Raw genomic sequence first — 14708 nt, forward strand, 5'->3', positions numbered from 1 at the left:
GAAGTACCTTCGGCATACATAGAAAGTGTGACTCTCCCCAGCAATGACTATTGACCGGTCATCGACCGGCGAGAGAATTCCCGGGATGGGACGGCATCTTCCCGCGCACTACGCGGCGCCTTGAGCGGCGGACGGCCGCGTCCGCCGGGCGCTCGCGCTCCGTCGGCTGCGCGCTGGACCGGCCGGCACGTCCCGTATCACCTTGCAGAGGAGAAAGAGCGTGCCTGAATCCGCTGGCAAAGCAGCCGAGAACGCCCCCTTCCTGATTATCTCGTCCGACACCCATGCCGGGTTGAGCACCGACCAGTACCGGGGCTTTCTCGAGTCCAGGTACCACCCGCAATTGGACCGCTACCTAGAGCGGATGCGGGCGTCCACCGGAATGCGCGAGAAGCTCTACGACCAGGAGTTCGTGAGCGAGTGGCGCGCGGAGAACGACGAGGGCCTCCAGGGCGGCTGGGACGCCGCGCGCAGGGACCTGGAACTGGACCGCGACGGCGTCACCGGCGAGGTGATCTTCCCGGACGCCGACGGCGAGTCCGGCGCCACCGCGGTGCCGTTCAGCGCGGGCCTCGGCATGTCCGGCAGCGGCTACGACCCGGACCTCGCGCTCGCCGGCGCCCGCGCGCACAACAGGTGGCTGGCGGGCCTGTGCGCGCAGAGCCCGGCCCGTCGGCGCGGCGTGATCGTCGCCCCCATCGTCGGGAACGTCGAGGCTGCGGCGGCCGAGATCCGCCGCGCCCACGCCGACGGCCTGCGCGGCGGCGTCATGATCCCGTCCCTCTGGGGGCACGGGAACCGCCCTTACCACGATCGGGAGTACGACACGGTCTGGGCGGTCTGCGAGGAGCTGGGCCTGCCCGTCCAGACGCACGCGTCCGCCGCCCCCAGTGAGGACCTCGGCCTGCACCTGGGCCTGTACGCCACCGAGGTCTCCTGGTGGTCGGCGCGTCCCATGTGGTTCCTGATCTGGAGCGGCGCCTTCGAGCGCTTCCCGGGGCTGAAGTTCGGCGTCCAGGAGTGCGGCCTGTGGTGGGTGGCGAGCCTGCTCTGGCAGATGGACGTGGCGTTCGAGCGCGAGCACGGCACGCGGAAGCTGGCGGATCTCGGCACGCACATGAAGCGGCGGCCGAGCGACTACTTCGACACCAACTGCTTCGTCGGCGCCTCCACGGCCAAGCGCAGGGAGCTGGCCGACCGCTACCAGATCGGGGTGCGCAACATCCTGTGGGGCAACGACTTCCCGCACTCGGAGGGGAGCTGGCCGCACACCCGGGAATGGATCGCCTACACCTTCGCCGGCATCCCCGAGGACGAGACCCGGGTGATGCTCGGCGAGGCGGCCGTCGAGATGTTCCACTTCGACCGCGCGGAGCTGATCCCGATCGCCCAGCGCATCGGCCCGCGCCCCTCGGACCTCGGCCGCGACGCGACGAACGCGACCCCGAGGCTCCCCGAACCGCTGGACCGCCACTGGCTGGCCGGCCCCGACGTCCCGGAGATCAGCAGATCCGCCTGAGCGAACCACAGCCTGCCCGGCCGTTCGCCCTGCCCATGGAGTGCGAGGGCGGGGGTGAGCCCGTCCCGCCCCGCCGGTCGGGACGGGCTCACCCATGGTGGTGGGCCGGTGGGGGTCAGTTCGGGTCGAGCGCGATGGCGACGTCGGTGATGGCGAGCGGGAACTTGCCTACGGCGGTGGCGGCGCCGGTGAGCACGTCGACGGTGTAGAAGGTGGCACCGCCGCCCGCCGGGATGAAGGTTCCGAAGGCCGAGTTCGAGATCGTCTTGCCGCGGCTGAGGTCGCTGTAGATGTCGAGACCGGCGTTGGGTCCCGCGTTCACGCCGAGGGAGCCGGTCGCGACCAGCGTGCCGTTGTTGGGCGGGGACTGGATGACCACCTGGTCGGTGTCGGTGTTGATGTCGAACAGCGTGGTCGAGGTGTCGGCATTGAGGTCATTGTTGGTGTAGGCGGCGGCGGTGACGTGCGTGGCCGACAGGGGGCTGTCTATCGCCGTGGTGTTGGTGTTGAGGTCATGCCGGAGGTTCTGCCCGGCGTCGCTGATCACGCGCAGCCGGTCGGCGGCCGGGTTGAAATCGACTCCGAAATACGTGCCCTTCAGCGCAACGGTGAGCTGGGAGACCTTCGTGAGGGTGCATTCGGATCCCGCGGCGAGCGACACGGTGTAGATGCCGCCGTGGTTGCCGACGGCGTACAGCTTGCCGTCCTGGACGCGGAAGTCGATCCCGATCAGCGCCGTGTCGGTGACCAGCCCGACCGGGTTCCTCACCCAGTCGAGCACCTGCGGAGTGTCGGTCTTGAACGCGGCCATCAGCGTGCCGTCGCTGGAGATCCCGTACGCCTTCAGCTGGACGGCATCGGCCGAACCACTGCCCGGAACCACGGCGACCAGCGCCGCCGCGGTGGCCAGTGCGGTCATCCCCAGCTTGATGCGTGCCTTCATCAACCCTCTCCTTCGTGCAAGCCATGCCGGACGATCCGGCGGCGGTGTTTCCGGAACCGATGGGGTTGCCTCGCGGTAAAGGTCAGAAACGTCATCGGCGATCGACGCCGTCCGCAGTTATGGGCAGGCCGAATCGGCCTAGCGATTCTTGGTGGTGAGCTCAAGAGAAGAGCGCGACTTAATGGGGGAGCGTGCGGCGGACGGCCTTTTCCGTCTTCCGCACGCTCATCGTGCATCAGGTACGGGGCCGGGTCATCGCCGGTGTGTGTCCGCACATGGTCACTCCAGGCGTGACCTGCCGCTTTCCCCCGAACGTCCGCACCAGGACACCGCCAGCGGACCGCGCTTGCGCCCACCGTGAGACTCCCCTGGTCGGCGGACTGCCTGCAAGAGGTCTACGGCGATCATCAGAAAGATGTTCGCCGTACCGGAATCACGCCCGCCCGAGTTCCCGCACCGTCCGCGATCGAGCAGGCGCCAGGGTCGAACGCGCGGCCAGGGGTGACCGGGCGGCTAGGGGTGACCGGGCGGCCAGGGGTGACCGGGTGGCCAGGGGGAAGGGGCCGACAGGGATGAGCGGGCCCGCCAGCGCCGAGCGGGCGCGCCACGAACGATCTATGAAATTGACGCCGACTCCCGGGCGGCGAACGGTTGTTCCCTCACAACCGCCGTTTCAGAGCGGTAGGTGCGGGAGGCAAGGGTGTTGCGGGTTCTCGACGTCCGGGTTCTCCTGCTCGAAAGCGCGGGCCCACGCCTCCAGGGCGTTCCGGCGTTCCCCGGTGCCGGGGAAGATGAACTGCCAATACCTGATGAGCGCCTCGTGAACCTCGTCCAGGGAATACTGCTCGGTTTTCGGATCGGGACCGAGATCGGAGATGAGCACGCCGTCCGGACGGAACTCGGCGGCGGTGGAGTCGCCTTCCCAGTCATCGATGTCCTGCCTGCCGTCGCGTGCCCATTCGACGAGCATCAGGGCCTCCAGCAGGCCGGCGCCGTCGTTCCGGATGTCGCTGGTCAGCAGGCCGGCCAGGTTGCGGAACCGGTCGTCGTCCAGCCGGGCCGAGGGAAGGGCCCCACCCGGGGCGTCCCACCAGTAGAACTCCTTTATACCCGGCACCTATCCTCCTCTAGACGACCGGCCATGCACTATACCAGCCCTTCTTGAGGTTCCCGGAATAAAAGCCCTGGATCTGCATGCCGTTGGGCAGGTTGCCTACCCACTTATTCGGGTTGGCGGGATCCGGTGTCGCGTTCTTGAACGCGGTATTGATCGCCTCGTCGACCTGCTTGGGCGTCCAGCTGTCGGGGAAGAAGCTGGATTTACCGTTCTTCCGGTACCATGTGCCGTCCTCGTCCCGGACGTCCACCTTCGCCCTGTAGGCGCCATGGCTGTTGGGCGGATCCTTGAGCTCGTTTCCGTTGGCGTCGCGCCGGACGCGCGCGGTGGGCGGATTCTTGCCCTGGTAGCGGTGATGAAAGCCGGTTCCCTTATTGGCGCGCCGGTTGACGTTGCCCAGAAAGATGTGCTGGTACCGGGGCCGTTCGATGCGTTTGAGGAGCCATTTCTCAATCGGCTTGAGCAGCCCCAGCTGCCGGGCCGCGCCACGCGCGGCCCCTCTCGGCCGCCTACCCACCGAGGATCGCCTGCAGCGCCATGTCGATCGCCAGATCGATCAGCATCCCGGTGATCATCTTGACGATGGGGATCTGCGCCAGCGACGCCCCGAACGTCACCACCGCCTGCGCGATGGCGATCGCGATCTGGATGGCGAGCCAGATCAGCTGGATGATCACCGTGATCTTCAGGACCAGCACGATCACGCCGCAGACCATCAGCCCCGCGCCCAGGATGTTGGCCGCGACCTGGCCGTCCTGGAGGGCGGGCACCGGCGCCTCGGGTTCCCGCCAGGCCTGCTGGAAGGCCTTGATGCCCTCGCCCTCGTTCATCGTCCACACCTGGCCCGCCTGGCCGTCGGCGTCCTGGAGCTGCGTGCCGAATTCGCCGGCGAACTGGAGCCAGTCCCCGCCCATCTTGAACAGTTTCTCTTCGTCGGCCTCCGGCCAGGTGTAGCCGAGCATGCCGAGCAGGGAGACGAGTTCCCCTGGTAGTTGCAGGCCCATCGGTCACCCCAGGATGTCGCGGACCCGGTTGACCTCGACTTCGCTGAGATCCTCGGCCGACTGGTAGTTGTTCGCCATCAAGGTGGCCCCCTCGGACATCTCGTCGATACCGTCGATCTGGCTGGAGTAGCAGTCGAATGCCAGTTCCGAGGCCGCCATGTAGATCGTGCCGATGACGAACCCGATATCGTCCCCACCCCACGGCTCGCCGTATCCGGCCAGCTTTGCCTGGAAGTCCTGCAAACGGCCGCGCAGTTGGCTGGACGAGCCCTGCATTCCCGTGGCACCCTTGCGGATCTGCCCGGGATCGACCTTCAGCTGCTTTCCCATATCTCCTGCTCCCCGCGATAACCCTGCTATGGGCGGTCGATTCCACGCATCAGCCGCGAGAGCGATTCGGTCAGCGTGCTCAGCTGCTCGAGGCTCGCGTCCTGCATGCGCGCCGCCATGGCCGTCAGGTCGTCTCCGGCCTGCGGCCGACGTGCCGCGGCCGATTCCCGCGCCAGGTCGAGCGCCTGGTTCGCGGCACGCACCGTCTCGTCCGCGATCGTGTGCGACGGGTGCCGCAACGCCCCGTCCTCGACCGCGATCTCGCCGAGCCGGGTCGTCGACGCCGCCGTCACCCGGATCAGCCCGGACAGTCCCTCGCCGGCCGGCGGCTCGGCCTCCTCCGCCGTACCGGTCTCGCTCTCCGGCCCCCGCATCGCCGCTACTCCTCGCACGGCGTCCTGCAGCACCTGCTCGACCCCGCCCGTTCCGCCGACATCACCGTTGACGACGGCGCGCTGCCTGATCAGCCGGATGCCTTCCTGCAGGCCCTGCATCATCCGGTCCATCTGGCGCAGCCCCTCGCTCTGCACCTGCTCGAGCTGCCCGGCCAGCACACCGAAGTCGACGGGCACCTCGTCCGAGGCGGCCGTGGCCGTGGCGGAGGCCCGTTCGAGTGCCGAGTTGAAGGTTTCGGTCAGCAGCGCGCCCAGCTCCTCCGCGGGCATCCGCAGGACGCGGGGATCGAGCTGGACGGCCTTGAAACGTCCGCCGACCACCTGCACGCGAACGCGCCCATCGGCGGTTTCGGCGACCCCCTCCGACGTCTCCTGCGGTCGAGCCCCGGGCGAGGCGGGCCCGGCCGCGAGCTGCTCCCGCAACTCCCTCACCCGGTCCCGGATCTCGGCCTCGCTCATCTCCGGCTGCGAGTCGTCGTCCAACACGTGATCTCCCGGGTCGTCGTCCAGGCTCGCTGGAAACGTGGGCGTACAGATCACAATATATGCGTCTGAACCCCCCAAATGATCACTGATCGGACTCGGCTGAAGGTGGCCCGCAGCCTGGGCCGATGACCTCGGGTAACCCGCCTCCGGTGCTCGCCGGAGTGTTTTGGACCGCACCAAGACGATCACGCATGGCAAGCGAACATGCCCGCGGAGTCATTGCCGGTGCACCGCGAGCCCCCGCAAGCGACCATCGTGATCACCGAGCCGCCGCCCAGATGCGCCGTCCGCGCCATCCGGCCGCCGGCCAGGCCGAGCCATCGGCCCGTCAAATCAGAGATCGACCTATCGGATAGCGGGCGTCGAATATTGGTGCTTCCGTAAAGAATGGATCCCGGCCCGGTCGACCTAACGTGCTTGATCCCCGCAGTGGCGGGAATAGTGCCTGGAGGCGCCTTGCCGGGCATTCAGCGAGATCGCGACACATGCGAACCTGCCGGTAATGGTGACTGCTTTGCGTGGAACGGCAGTGAGATGCTCCCCTGCCGCGGTGGCGGCCACGACCCAACGGTGTTCGAGAAGTGATCGTTTGGAGGTGGAGCCATGTCCTTCCATGACGCGCTGTTCGGCCTCCCGGACAGGATCGTCGTCGTCACGGGTGCGGGCCGGGGGCTGGGTGCGGAGATCGCGGTCGCGGTCGCGGGTGCGGGAGCGCACGTGGCGTGCCTCAGCCTCGATCACGCACGTGCGGAGAAGACCGCCGAGGCCGTGCGCCGGTACGGCCGCGAGGCGATCGCGGTCGTCTGCGATGTGGCCGACGAGAACTCTGTGCGAACGGCGTTCGAGGCGGTCGTCGCCGAATTCGGCCGGGTCGACATCCTGTACAACAACGCCGGTATAGCGGATCCGGCGCCCGCGCCCTTGCACGAGACCGACTCCGCTCACTGGGATCGGACCCTCGGTGTGAACCTGAGCGGCGCTTTCTACTGCTGCAAGGCGGCCCTGAAGGTCATGGTCGCCCAGGGCCGCGGAAAGATCATCAACGTCGCGTCGATCTGGGGAATGGCCGGTGCCGCCAGCGTCATCACAGCCCCTGCCTATTCTGCGACGAAGGGGGCCTTGGTGAACCTGACCAGGGAGCTCGCGCTGGAGTATGCGCACGCGGGAATCCAGGTCAACGCATTGTGCCCGGGATTCCACCGGACGGACCTGGCCGCATACCAGGACCCGGAGTTCGTGGCGGCCGCCACCGCGTTCACGCCGATGGGACGTATCGCCGATGCCGCGGAGATCCGCGGACCCGCTCTGTTCCTTGCCGCCCCCGCGTCCGACTACATGACCGGGCAGACCCTCGTGGTCGACGGCGGATGCCTGGCCAAGTAACGGTCGATCCCCAAGCCGGATGGTCCTCGATCGACTGCATCTTGATGTCCACCAGGACGATCGAGTGCCCGCGAGAATTATCGGCTCGGTTCGGATTTCCGGGGTGACCCTTCGCGGTAGCGGAAGTCGGACAAGGCGACGGTGTAGTCGTCGCGGTTCTCGCGGTAGGCGACGCAGTAGCTCGTCGGGTACCAGCCTGCCAGTTGCCATTCGCGTGGCTGCCTGAACGGCACGCAGATGTCGCCGGTCGTGCCGGCGCGCTGGCCGTCGAACCAGGCCTTGGTGATCATCGCTTCGTAGAACGTGATCTCGCCGTCGTACTGGCCGTAGATCCACGTGTGCGTGAACGGCCGGCCGTGGAACTCCGGGCTGGTCAGGTCGATCAGGTGGTTGGCCATCGCGGGCTCGACGGCGTCGACATCGCTGAAGTCCGGTGCGCGGTAACGCTCGGGCACCGGCAGTTTCGCGCGTTTGTAGTCGTCGCATTTGGTGAGCATCGGGCATGGACCGGGGCGGATCTGGTTCCGTTCCGCGAGCGGCTGGATGTAGAAGTGGAAGTCGAAGTGCGGCACGTTGTAGACGCCGACCGGCATGTGCCCTTCGGGATTCCAGTTCGTCAGCGACCACTTGAACGACGTGTCGACGGCCTGCGGAAACCGCGCGGGAGATCGAGCACACGCTCATGGCCCACGGCGCATTCTTTGTGCAGGTCGAGCTCGCCGTCACCGTCCTTGTCGAAGCAGTGCTTGCCATCGCTCACCGGGACGGGCAGGTTCCGCAACGTCGACGCCGGGAACGTCACGCCCATCGCGAGCGGGCGGCTGCGTACACGCTGCGTGTATGTGCGCAGCGCGCCGTCGCCGAGCGATTTCGGGTGGCCGTACTCCGCGCACGGCCCGGCATACGACAGTGAGGTGCGCAGGATCTTCGGTACGGCGTGCGACGGCACGCGGATCGTGCGTTCCCGCTCGGGGTGGCTGCGAGCGACGAAGCAGACCGTCGTGCTGCCGTCACCGGATTTGCGGCCTGCGGAATTCCGGGGGCCGGCGATGCTCCGGCCAGGAAGACCGCGAGCGCCGCGACGAGCAGCGGGCGCGCCGGGCGGCGCAGGAGGCGAGACCCGACCGATCCCCGTACCCAAGCGTTCCGGGACCGCCGTGAGATCGTCCTGTAGTCGAGCGTCATCGGTCGAAACTCCCTGTCCATGCGGTTGACCGAAGGATCGTCGTAGGCCCGTCATGACCCCCGCCGCAAAAGGTTGACGCCGCGACGCGAATCGCGCGCTCGGCGACACACCGATCGACGCTCAACTTTGCCCACGCCATGGTGAAGCACTACTGACGGAGAACGCCTTCGCACCTCAATGCCGAACCCGAATTCGGTCTCGACTGGAGTCGGAGTAGCCGAGGCGGCGGGTCATCGCAGAGAGTCCGGTGGGCTGGGCGCTCTCGATCAGCACTTCGCCCCGGTGTCGTAGTCGTTCCACCACGAAGCCTTGGTCCTCGCTGCCCCAGACGATCTTGCTGTCCTTCGAGAGCTTGGTCTCGAAGGCGATGCGGCCCCGGCTGTTGCCGCGAATGTCCGTGCTCGTTCAGGACGGTGCGCGGAACGCCGCCTCGTACGGCTCTCCTTTCCTCGGCCGGATCCGGCAGAAAAGTGGGGCGAAAGGCCCGTGGACGGGGGAATGGGGCGGTGCGATGCTCACAGGCACAGGCCTGTTCTCCGCGGATGCGGCCGGACGAGTTCGGAGGCCGGTTTGAGCGACGCGACGCGGGCACCGCTGCTGGTGCTGATGGGATCCGGCGAGACCGCCCCGACGATGGTGAGCGTGCACCGGGATGTGGCCGCCCGGCTGCGTCCCGCGCGGGCGGTGCTGCTGGACACGCCGTACGGCTTCCAGGAGAACGTCGCGGAGATATCGGCGCGGGCGCAGGCGTACTTCGAGCGCAGTGTCGGGCTGCGGGTGGACGTCCCGCCCGGACTGCGCGGCTCCGCCGAGATCGGCGCGGCCGCAGGCGATGAAGGGGATGTGGGTCTGGCGGCGGTGCGCGGCGCCGACTGGGTGTTCGCCGGGCCGGGAAGCCCGTCGTACGCGCTGGAGCAGTGGCGCGGCCGGCCAGTGGGGGAGGCTCTGGCCGATCATGCGCGGACGGGACGCGCGGCGCTGGTGTTCGCCTCGGCGGCGGCGTGCACGCTGGGCGCGTACGCGCTGCCGGTCTACGAGATTTACAAGGCGGCGCGCGCCCGCATTGGCTGGAGGGTCTGGACGTCCTGGGCCGCCTGGGGCTGAAGGTCGCGATGATCCCGCACTACGACAACGCCGAGGGCGGCACCCACGACACCCGGTACTGCTACCTGGGGGAGCGCCGGCTGCGGGTGCTCGAAGAGGAGTTGCCGGACGACGCGGCGGTGCTGGGCCTGGACGAGCACACGGCCGCGGTCGTCGACGTCGGACGGAACGTGGTGCGGGTGTGCGGCCGGGGGGTCATGACCGTACGGCGGCGTGGGGAGAGGGTGGTCGTCCCGTCCGGCGAGACCTTGAGCCTGACCGGCCCGCGCGCGCTGGTACGCGGGGAGGCCGCGCGGCGGGCCGACCGCCCCCGTGACGAGAATGCCGAAGCGGTCCGGGTGACCGGTGACGGCGCCCTCGCCGTCCGCGTGCTGGCGGGCGAGCTGGGCGGCGGACGCCATCCGGACGCCGTCGCGCGGGAACTCCTGGGCCTGTCCGGTGACACCGCCGCCCACTGCTGCACTCGACGAGCTGGCGGCACGAACCGGCCGGGCGCGTGCTGCTCACCTACGCATGCTGCCCCGACCCGCGACCCGATCTCCCGGCCGCCACGCTGGCCGGGCGGACCCTGACCCGCGGCGACGGCCCGGCGAGCCCATCACCGGCCAGGCCGCGCATCGAGCAGGTGGCCTTCCACGCCGTCCGTCACCTGGCATTCCTGCGGCACACCGATCCCACCGCCCGCCAGGTGATCGAGTCGGTCCCGGGACTGACCGGCATCCTCTCCTCGTGGTCCCCGGCCCCCGCCGGACAGCTGCCCGAGCCCGGCCGGGACGGCCAGGTGACGTACGCGTCCCGCTGACGGCCCCGCCGTCACCGCCGCCGGTGATCGCCTCATCCGGCGAGTGCCCTGGTGAGAACAGCGGAGGCGGTGCGGTAGACCGAGAGAAGGTCCTGGCTTTCGTCGGGGAAGTTGACGACGGTGACGCGCTCGGCCCTGATGGACGACAGCGCGTTCGCGCCGGGCATCGCGGAGTTGTCCAGCACCAGCGCGGGCTTCTTGGCCGCCAGCCCGGCGACCTGTGACGCCGTGGGCGGCTGGGGTCCGTAGGTGCCCACCGGCTTGGCGTCGAGCATGTCGCAGGCCCAGGTGACGAACGCCTGCGCGACCACCGCCGGCCTGCCCGCCGTGGCGTAGGCGGCGGAGACCTTGCGCTTCTCGGCGGCGTACGCGGTGTTGTAGGAGGCCAGCCAGGTCCGGGCGGCCTGGCCGGTGCCGAACTCGCCGGCGAGCCGCGTCACCTCTCTCGTCACGGCCGCCTGGCCGTTGTCGAGCCGGAGCTCGATGAGCTTGGCCTTGGATCCCGCGGCGGACTTCAGCTTTGGGGCGAACCCCTCGAAGGGGGCGTACAGCACGTAGTCGGCGCCGGCCACCTTGGCGATGTCGGACGGCTTGGGGTCGTAGTCCGGCGGGTGCGCGATCCCGGGCGGCACGATGACGCTGACGTCGCGGGCGCCCGCGGCGCGGGCGAACGCCGCCTCCCAGGTGGAGGCCGCGACGACCTTCGGCCCGCGCGTGCGGTCGTCGCCGGTCGCGTCGCCGGTGGAGCCGCAGGCGGTGAGCGCCGCCGCGACGGCCGCGACGGCGGCGAGGGAGGCCGCCCCGCGGCGGCGGATCGAGGGGATCATCGTCGTGTTCTCGCTTTCTGGCCGAGGTGGATCGTCGGCATGACGTAGATCAGCAGGGTCAGGGCGCCGCCGAAGAGCACCAGGACCGGGCCCGGCGGCAGGTCGAACAGCAGGGCGAGCGCGAACCCGCCGAGGTTGAAGGCCAGCCCGCAGCCGATCGCCCACCCCGCCATCGAGGTCAGCGAGCGGCCGAGCCGGCGGGCGGCGAGCGCGGGCAGGAGGGTGAGGGCGTCCACCAGCAGCGCCCCGGTCAGCCGGATCGCCCCGGCGATCGCGACCGCGATCAGCATGAGCAGGATCGCGGTGAGCGGCCCTGCGGGGACGCCGGAGCAGACGGCGAGTTCCCGGTCGTGCAGCAGCAGGGCCAGGTCCCGGCGGCGGACCCAGAACAGGGCGGGCACGACGACGGCCAGCGCCGCGAGGACCGCCACGTCCCCGGGACGGGTCGCCAGGATCGAGCCCCACAGCAGCTCGAACGCGCCGTTGGCGTTCACGCCCGACACCGACAGCATCAGCAGCGCGGCGGCGACCGCCAGCGTCATCAGCAGGCCCATCGCCCCCGACAGCCCGGCCGGGGCACGGGCCAGGGGCGCCAGCGAACCGCCCGCCACCGCGCACAGCAGCAGCGCGCACACCAGCGGGTCCAGGCCCGCCAGCAGGCCGACGGCGCTGCCCAGCAGCGCGACGTGCATCATCGCGAACCGCACCGGCAGGATGTCCAGGCCGATGATGAACACGCCGACGACCGGCAGCGCGATGCTGCCCAGCAGCAGCGCCGCGAACGCCAGCCGCACCGAGGGCAGGCCGAGGAGGGCCTGGACCTCCGATAACGAGTTCACCGCAGTTCCCGCAGCCGGCCCGCGGCCATCTCGGTCACCCGGTCGCACGCGCCCACGACCGCCCGGTCGTGGGTGGCGACGACGACGGTGGCCGCCGCGTCCGCGAGCAGGCCCGCGACCTGCTCCTGACCGGCGAAGTCCAGCGCGGCGGTCGGCTCGTCGGCCAGCAGCACACCGGCGCCCGCGGCCACCTGCCCCAGCGCACGGGCCAGGTAGGCGCGTTGCAGCTGCCCGCCCGACAGGCTGGACAGCGGCCGGTCCAGCAGCCCGGCGAGCCCGAGCCGCGCCGCGGCGGACGCGGCGGCGGTGGCGCCCCCCGAACTCGCGAGCAGCTCGCCGACCAGCAGCGGGAACCGTCCGGTGGCGCGTTGCTGCGGCATCCACGCCACCTGCCGCCGCCGCACGGCCCAGTCGGCGGCCCGGCGCGCCGCCCGCCCGCCGACCTCGATGTCGCCGGTCACCTCGCGGTGCAGCCCGAGGACGGCGCGCAGCAGCGTGCTCTTGCCCGACCCGTTGGTCCCGGTGACCGCCACGCGCTCGCCCGGCTCGACACGCAGGTCGACGCCGTCGACCACGGGCAGCCGGCCGTAGCGGCAGCACACCGCGCGCAGGCGGAGGGACAGGCCGGTCTCCTTGCCGGTGCTCATGCCGGACGGGAGGCGGATCCGGACGGACGGGTACGCGCGCCCGTCCGGGCGCACACGGCTGAAGCGTTCATCGAAGGCTCCTTGGTGGAGGGATGCGAAGGACATCCGGACGGCGGTCCGCCGGCCCGGCGACGAGCATCGCCCCAGGAGCGTCATTGCGAGGATCTGCCGATCACGTGGATCTACCGGCCACGAAGGATCTGCCGATCACGCGGTCGCGCCCGGGGCGGTCCACGTCCCGGGAGGCCCGCGCCGCGCCACGGCGTACCGCAGGACCGCCTGGGCCGGTGCGCGCTCGCTCGCGCGCCCGTCCCGGATCGGCCGCGGGCGGACGTCCGCCCGTCCGGCCGAGATGACCAGCAGCAGGAGCAGCGGGCGCACGACCCAGCCGGCCAGCACCCGCGCGAGCGCGCACAGCCGTGCCTCGCCCCATTCCAGCCACGCCGAGGTGACCAGCACGCTCACCGCGTGCATGAGCAGCATCCCCAGGCCGGGTAACCCGCCGTGGTGCGTCCCGTCGCCGAGCACGTCCATGCCGGGGGCCACCGCGGCGTTCTGCCCGCCGGAGGTGCGCGTGAGCAGGAGGTGCAGGACGACCTGGGACACCCCGGTGGCCGGGATGATCGACGCGAGCGAGCGTTCCCGTCCGGTCAGGGCCAGGGCCGGGCCGAGGACGAGAAGGAACCCGGTCAGCGCCGCCGACCGGTCGAAGGCGCCGCCTCCGGCCAGGTGCCCGAGCACGGCGAGCCCGGTGCACGTGGCGGCGAAACCCGCCGCGCGCGTCCACCGCACCACCGATAACGGGTCCATGTGGGGGGATACTTCCACACCCCTCCCGGCCGGAAAAGGCCGTGCGGCGCCGACCACGAGGGCGGGTCTCCCGGGCGCGTTCAGCGGAGGACCCGGCGGGCGACGGCGGTGATGTGGAGCTCGTCCGGGCCGTCGAGCACGCGGGCCATCCGGCCGGTGCGGAACAGCGCCGGCAGGGGTGTGTCGGGGCCCAGGCCCGCCGCGCCGTGGACCTGGATCGCGGCGTCGGTGACCCGCTGCAGCGTACGTGCGGCGGCGACCTTGGCCAGGCCCGTCTCGATGCGCGCGTCGTGCCCCGCCTCGATGCGCGCGGCGGTCTCGAAGACCAGGGGACGGGTGGTGCGGATGGCCAGGAGGGCGTCGAAGACGAGCTGCTGGACGAGCTGGTGGTCGCCCAGCCGCCCGGACGCGGCGGGACGTGATCGGGCGCGGTCGCGCATCAGCGTGAACGCCCGCTCGGCCTGCCCGAGCCAGCGCAGGCAGCGCAGCAGGCGGCCCAGCCGCACCCGCCCGGCCAGCACGCGCAGCCCGTGGCCGGGGTCGCCGAGCAGGTGGTCGGCGGGGACGGTGACGCCGTCCAGCGCGAGCTCCCATTGCCCGCCCGCGCCGAGGACCGGCAGCTCCCGCACCACCTCGAAACCGGGCGCGGAGGTGGGGACGAGCAGCACGGACAGCCCGGTCCTCGCCGGTGGGCCGCCGGAGGTGCGGGCGAGCACGAGGGCCAGGTCGGCGTGGCCCGCGCCGGTGATGAACCATTTGCGGCCGTGGACCGTCCAGGATCCGTCGGGGCGCTGTTCGGCGCGGGTCGTGGTCAGCGCGGGGTCGCTGCCGGGGGAGCCGGGCTCGGTCATCGCGTTGCACAGGCTCAGCTCGCCGGACGCGATCCGGGACAGGTAGCGGTCCCGGACGGCGGGCGGGGCGTGCTCGGTCAGGGTGGTCACGTCGAGCAGGACGGTGGAGCCGAGCACGTCGGGGCCGTGGTCGCTGGCTCCTTCGGCTTCGGCGATGTGAGCGTAGCCGGTCAGCGCCAGGCCCGCGCCGCCGAGCTCCGCGGGGAGCGGAAGCCCCCACAGCCCGGCCTTTCGCGCCTCGCGGCGGAGCCGTTCACGCAGCGCGCCGTCCGAGTCGAGCCGCGGTTCGCAAGGGATCACCCGCTCGCGGACGAACCCGGCCACCCGTTCGCGGAGGGGCCGGACGTCCGGCGGGCACCGCGGGTCCCCCCAGAGGGACAGATCGGCATCTTCCTCACGGCTCACGACAACTCCAAACTTTCCGGGAACTCGTCGGCCGAAGTCCCCCACTCCTCTTGGTGAACA

Annotated in this window: 18 protein-coding genes; 5 read left to right on the top strand and 13 right to left on the bottom strand. The window is 70.5% G+C overall.

The features are described from left to right. The first annotated feature begins 220 nt into the window (after positions 1 to 220). Entirely contained in the window at positions 221 to 1519 is a 1299-nt protein-coding gene (locus tag E1264_RS00145; protein ID WP_207935628.1) for an amidohydrolase family protein, read from the top strand. 115 nt (positions 1520 to 1634) lie between these two features. Here the strand turns inward: E1264_RS00145 and E1264_RS00150 are convergent, their stop codons facing one another. From E1264_RS00150 to E1264_RS00175, 6 genes are all read right to left on the bottom strand, one after another. Next, the gene (locus E1264_RS00150; RefSeq protein WP_132168234.1) at positions 1635 to 2462 is read right to left on the bottom strand and encodes a DUF4394 domain-containing protein; all 828 of its coding nucleotides are present in this window, start codon (positions 2460 to 2462) and stop codon (positions 1635 to 1637) included. A gap of 673 nt (positions 2463 to 3135) precedes the next feature. After that, positions 3136 to 3579 carry a hypothetical protein gene (locus E1264_RS00155; RefSeq protein ID WP_132168236.1) on the bottom strand — a complete coding sequence of 148 codons (444 nt, stop codon included), beginning with the start codon at positions 3577 to 3579 and terminating at the stop codon, positions 3136 to 3138. Positions 3580 to 3589: 10 nt separating this feature from the next. Then, positions 3590 to 4096: an EndoU domain-containing protein gene (locus E1264_RS00160; RefSeq protein ID WP_165963888.1), complete on the bottom strand. Its 507-nt coding sequence runs from the start codon at positions 4094 to 4096 to the stop codon at positions 3590 to 3592. Beyond that, entirely contained in the window at positions 4089 to 4583 is a 495-nt protein-coding gene (locus E1264_RS00165) for a hypothetical protein (RefSeq protein ID WP_132168240.1), read from the bottom strand. The genes E1264_RS00160 and E1264_RS00165 overlap by 8 nt, the downstream gene beginning before the upstream one ends. Before the next feature lie 3 nt (positions 4584 to 4586). Beyond that, positions 4587 to 4913 carry a hypothetical protein gene (locus E1264_RS00170; protein ID WP_132168242.1) on the bottom strand — a complete coding sequence of 109 codons (327 nt, stop codon included), beginning with the start codon at positions 4911 to 4913 and terminating at the stop codon, positions 4587 to 4589. 26 nt (positions 4914 to 4939) lie between these two features. Continuing rightward, positions 4940 to 5794, bottom strand: a complete 855-nt coding sequence (locus tag E1264_RS00175) for a YbaB/EbfC family nucleoid-associated protein (RefSeq protein WP_132168244.1) — start codon at positions 5792 to 5794, stop codon at positions 4940 to 4942. Positions 5795 to 6397: 603 nt separating this feature from the next. Here E1264_RS00175 and E1264_RS00180 point away from each other — a divergent pair. Continuing rightward, complete coding sequence (locus tag E1264_RS00180; RefSeq protein WP_132168246.1) at positions 6398 to 7177, top strand: glucose 1-dehydrogenase; 780 nt, start codon at positions 6398 to 6400, stop codon at positions 7175 to 7177. A gap of 77 nt (positions 7178 to 7254) precedes the next feature. Here E1264_RS00180 and E1264_RS00185 read toward each other — a convergent pair whose 3' ends face one another. After that, positions 7255 to 7770 carry a hypothetical protein gene (locus E1264_RS00185; protein WP_132168248.1) on the bottom strand — a complete coding sequence of 172 codons (516 nt, stop codon included), beginning with the start codon at positions 7768 to 7770 and terminating at the stop codon, positions 7255 to 7257. A gap of 23 nt (positions 7771 to 7793) precedes the next feature. Continuing rightward, a complete protein-coding gene (locus E1264_RS00190) occupies positions 7794 to 8126 on the bottom strand; it encodes a hypothetical protein (RefSeq protein ID WP_132168250.1) in 333 nt (110 codons plus the stop codon). An 807-nt stretch (positions 8127 to 8933) separates the two neighbouring features. Here E1264_RS00190 and E1264_RS00195 point away from each other — a divergent pair. Genes E1264_RS00195 through E1264_RS42890 form a run of 3 tightly spaced genes read left to right on the top strand, consistent with a single transcriptional unit; the run spans position 8934 to position 10269 of the window. Further along, positions 8934 to 9467: a hypothetical protein gene (locus E1264_RS00195; RefSeq protein WP_132168252.1), complete on the top strand. Its 534-nt coding sequence runs from the start codon at positions 8934 to 8936 to the stop codon at positions 9465 to 9467. Positions 9468 to 9475: 8 nt separating this feature from the next. Beyond that, on the top strand, positions 9476 to 10039 hold the full coding sequence (locus E1264_RS00200; RefSeq protein WP_132168255.1) for a hypothetical protein: 564 nt from the start codon (positions 9476 to 9478) through the stop codon (positions 10037 to 10039). Between the two features lie 53 nt (positions 10040 to 10092). Further along, a complete protein-coding gene (locus E1264_RS42890; RefSeq protein ID WP_165963889.1) occupies positions 10093 to 10269 on the top strand; it encodes a hypothetical protein in 177 nt (58 codons plus the stop codon). 32 nt (positions 10270 to 10301) lie between these two features. Here E1264_RS42890 and E1264_RS00205 read toward each other — a convergent pair whose 3' ends face one another. The 5 genes from E1264_RS00205 to E1264_RS00225 form a co-directional block, all read right to left on the bottom strand. Beyond that, complete coding sequence (locus E1264_RS00205) at positions 10302 to 11096, bottom strand: zinc ABC transporter substrate-binding protein (RefSeq protein ID WP_165963890.1); 795 nt, start codon at positions 11094 to 11096, stop codon at positions 10302 to 10304. Then, positions 11093 to 11935 (bottom strand): metal ABC transporter permease, encoded by an 843-nt coding sequence (locus E1264_RS00210; protein WP_132168257.1) that lies wholly within the window; start codon positions 11933 to 11935, stop codon positions 11093 to 11095. Before E1264_RS00210 ends, E1264_RS00205 begins: the two co-directional genes overlap by 4 nt. Next, entirely contained in the window at positions 11932 to 12687 is a 756-nt protein-coding gene (locus E1264_RS00215) for an ATP-binding cassette domain-containing protein (RefSeq protein ID WP_243710660.1), read from the bottom strand. Before E1264_RS00215 ends, E1264_RS00210 begins: the two co-directional genes overlap by 4 nt. A gap of 102 nt (positions 12688 to 12789) precedes the next feature. Further along, positions 12790 to 13392: a hypothetical protein gene (locus E1264_RS00220; protein WP_132168259.1), complete on the bottom strand. Its 603-nt coding sequence runs from the start codon at positions 13390 to 13392 to the stop codon at positions 12790 to 12792. Between the two features lie 80 nt (positions 13393 to 13472). After that, positions 13473 to 14648, bottom strand: coding sequence for an acyl-CoA dehydrogenase family protein (locus E1264_RS00225; RefSeq protein WP_243710661.1), 1176 nt, complete (start codon positions 14646 to 14648; stop codon positions 13473 to 13475). Positions 14649 to 14708: the final 60 nt, after the last annotated feature.

It is taken from the genome of Actinomadura sp. KC216 (genome assembly GCF_004348535.1).
Classification (GTDB): domain Bacteria; phylum Actinomycetota; class Actinomycetes; order Streptosporangiales; family Streptosporangiaceae; genus Spirillospora.